Origin of the sequence: Paraburkholderia oxyphila NBRC 105797 (genome assembly GCF_000685075.1) — a bacterium.
GTDB classification, from domain to species: Bacteria; Pseudomonadota; Gammaproteobacteria; order Burkholderiales; family Burkholderiaceae; genus Paraburkholderia; species Paraburkholderia oxyphila.
Window position 1 is genome coordinate 1 of the sequence record NZ_BAYD01000232.1, and the last position, 3,317, is coordinate 3,317.

Annotated in this window: 3 protein-coding genes; all 3 read right to left on the reverse strand. The window is 66.8% G+C overall.

The genetic code is table 11. The features are described 5' to 3' along the window. Positions 1-304: dihydroneopterin aldolase (locus tag BO1_RS55925; protein ID WP_043289264.1), on the reverse strand; the 304-nt coding region annotated here is incomplete at its 3' end. Then, on the reverse strand, positions 301-936 hold the full coding sequence (locus BO1_RS48365; protein ID WP_028223717.1) for a sarcosine oxidase subunit gamma: 636 nt from the start codon (positions 934-936) through the stop codon (positions 301-303). The genes BO1_RS55925 and BO1_RS48365, both read right to left, overlap by 4 nt. Then, the coding region (locus BO1_RS48370) for a glycine cleavage T C-terminal barrel domain-containing protein (RefSeq protein WP_028223718.1) at positions 926-3,317 on the reverse strand (2,392 nt) is incomplete at its 5' end. The genes BO1_RS48365 and BO1_RS48370, both read right to left, overlap by 11 nt.

The following is a 3,317-nucleotide window of genomic DNA, read 5'->3' on the forward strand; positions in this document are numbered from 1 at the left end:
TATCGGCCACCAGCGTTTCCAGCAGCCGCGTATGCGGCTTCTTCGCGAGAAATTCGGCTATACGTGTGCAATAGCTCTCGTAGTCGATCCAGTCGCTCTCTTCTTTCGGCATCGAGCGGTAGCCCAGCTGCGCATCGATCACGAGCGGCTGCGGCTGCCCGTGCTCGTGCGGATGAATGCCGATGCGCGCGGGCACGCTCAAGCCCTCGACGAACACGCTCCAGCCGCGCCCGCGCGCGGGCGGCGCGTCGAGCGCCGAGTGTGAACCCGGCGCCGGATCGAGCGTTCCGTCGACGATCTTCATGATGCAAGCGACGCGGCGGCGTCGAGCATGATGCGGCAGAAGTAGTCGGCAAAGCTGCGCCGCACGACGATCTCGAAGCGGTCGTCACCGGTGGGGATCAGCACGATCGAGGCCTTGAAAAAGACGCTCTGCGCGCATTGCCCCTCCCTGAACAGGCGCGGATGCAGATCGAGCGGGCAGCCGCGCGAGAGCAGCTCGCGCGTGCGCGCGCCGTCGATCTCCACCACCGTGTAGCCGCTGCCCACGTCCACCGCTGCGGCGTACGCCTCGCCGAATGCGGGGGCGAGCTTCGCCTCGAGCTCGCCCGCCTGAACAGCCGCGTTCGAGCGCACGAACCATTCGTCGGGGCCGAGCCACAGCACGTCGTAGCCGTTGCCGCGCGCCACCGTGTTGGGCTGCGCGGGCGGCTGGCAGCCCACCACCCGGGCGAACGCGTCCACGAAAGCGGGGTCGCTCAGGTCGCCGCGCACGTTCACGAGCTCGCGGAACGGCAGCTCGCGCATGGCGAACCCCTTCTGGCCGCGGCCCTCCTGGGCCTTGAGCGCACCGGCCACGCTGACGCAAGGCGACTCGAGCCGCACCGCTACCGTACGCTCCGCAAGGGGCACCGTATCCATCGTTTCATTCAACATGCTGACGCACCCCTTCAGTGTCATAGAAAATCGGGCTGGTGATCTTCGCCTTCACGCGCCGGCCATCGGCCAGCGAGATCGCAACGTATTCGCCCGTCTTGTTCAGGCCGCCCTTCACCACGGCAAGCGCGATCGAGCGGTCGAGAATCGGGCTGTAGTAGCTCGACGTCACGTGGCCGAGCATCGGCGTGGTGCCGTCCGCCTGCTGGCGTGCATCCGGCGCGACGATCTGGCCGCCTTCGGGCAGCACGAACTTCGCGTCGTCGGTCAGCAGTCCGACGAACTGCTTGCGGCCATCCTTCGCGGTGTCCGAGCGCTTGAGCGAGCGCCGGCCAAGGAAGTCCTTGGTCTGCGAAACCAGCCCGCCCATGCCCAGATCGAACGGCGTGACCGAACCATCGGTGTCCTGGCCGACGATGATGTAGCCCTTCTCCGCACGCAGTACGTGCATCGTTTCCGTGCCGTACGGCGTGATGTTGAACTCGGCGCCCGCGGCCATCAGCGCTTCCCACACGGCGCGGCCCGCGTTGGCCGGCACGTTCACTTCGTAGGCCAGCTCGCCCGAGAAGCTGATGCGCATGACGCGCGACTTCACGCCCGCCACCGTGCCGTTGCGATACGACATGAACGGGAACGCGGCGTTCTCGAAGTCGATGTCCTTGCACACCTTCTGCAGGACCTTGCGGCTCTTCGGGCCCACCACGGCGAAGGTCGCCCAGTGGTCGGTCACGGAGGCCATGCGCACCTTCATGTCGGGCCACTCGGTCTGCAGCCAGCGCTCGAGCCACGTGAGCACGCGCGCGGCGCCGCCCGTCGTCGTGGTCATCATGTAGTGCTGCGGTCCGAGGCGCACGGTCACGCCGTCGTCGAACACCATGCCGTTTTCGTCGAGCATCAGGCCATAGCGGCACTTGCCCACTTCGAGCTTGAGCCACGGGTTCGTGTAGACCCAGTTGAGCAGCTTCGCGGCGTCCGGGCCCTGAATGTCGATCTTGCCGAGCGTCGAGGCGTCGAGAATACCCACGCCATTGCGCACCGCGAGACACTCGCGCTTCAGGGCCGCGTGCATGTCCTCGCCATTCTTCGGGTAGTACCAGGGGCGCTTCCAGTTGCCCACGTCCTCGAACAGCGCGCCATGCTGCTCGTGCCATTCATGAATGCAGGTCTTGCGGATCGGGTCGAGGAAATCGCCCAGCTCGCGGCCCGCCACAGTGCCGAACGTCACGGGCGTGTAGTTCGGGCGGAACGTGGTCGTGCCGGTTTCGGGAATCGTCTTGCCCAGCGCATCCGCGAGGATCGCCATGCCGTTGATGTTGCCGAGCTTGCCCTGGTCGGTGCCGAAGCCCATGGCCGTGTAGCGCTTCACGTGCTCGACGGATTCGAAGCCTTCGCGCGCCGCGAGCAGGATGTCCGATGCGGCCACGTCGTTCTGGAAGTCGACGAACTGCTTCGGGCCACGCGGCGCGGCCTTGCGGCTGCCCACGAGCCACAGCGGCTGCAACGGCGTTTCGGCGACCTCCGCGGCCTTCGGCACTTGCGGGCGCGTGGCCGCCAAGCCGAGCGACTTCGTGGCGTCGATGCCCGCATCGACCGCCTGGGTGAGGCCACGCGCGAGGCTGAATTCGCCCACCGCCGCGCCCACGCTCACTTCCTGCTGCACGCGCTTGCCCGGCATGAAGCAGGCCTTCGCGTCGTTCCAGTGCGCCTTGCCACCCGATTGCGCGAACAGGTGCAGCACGGGGCTGAAGCCGCCCGACATCGCCACCAGATCGCAGGGCAGGTCCGCCTGCTTCGCGCCGGTCTGGCCGTTCGTGTACGCGACCACCTCGACCGAGTTCACGCGCAGCTTGCCGTGTGCGGCCATGATGACCGCGTTGTTCATGATCTTCACGCCCTGGCGGCGCGCGGCTTCCTGCAAGGCGCCTTTGCCCTGCGCACGCGAGTCGACCACCGTCACGTTCGCGCCGCACGCCTTCAGGTCGAGCGCGCAGCGATAGCCGGCGTCGTTGTTCGCGAACACCACGGCGTTGCGGCCCGGCAGCACGCCATAGCGGTGGATATAGGTCGACACCGCCGATGCCAGCATGATGCCAGGCAGGTCGTTATTGCCGAACACGATTGGCCGCTCGTGCGCGCCGGTTGCAAGAATCACGCGCTTCGCGCGGATCTTCCACAGCAGCTCACGCGTGCCCTTGCGCGTCGAGACCGGCAGATGCTCGGTCAGGCGCTGCGTGACGGTCACGAGATTGTGGTCCTGATAGCCGAAGGCCGTGCTGCGCGAGAGGATCTTCACGTCCGGCATGGCCGCGAGCTCCGCCTCGATCTTTTCGACCCACTGGATCGCGGAGCGGCCATCGATTTCCGTCTTGCACGAAAGGAGG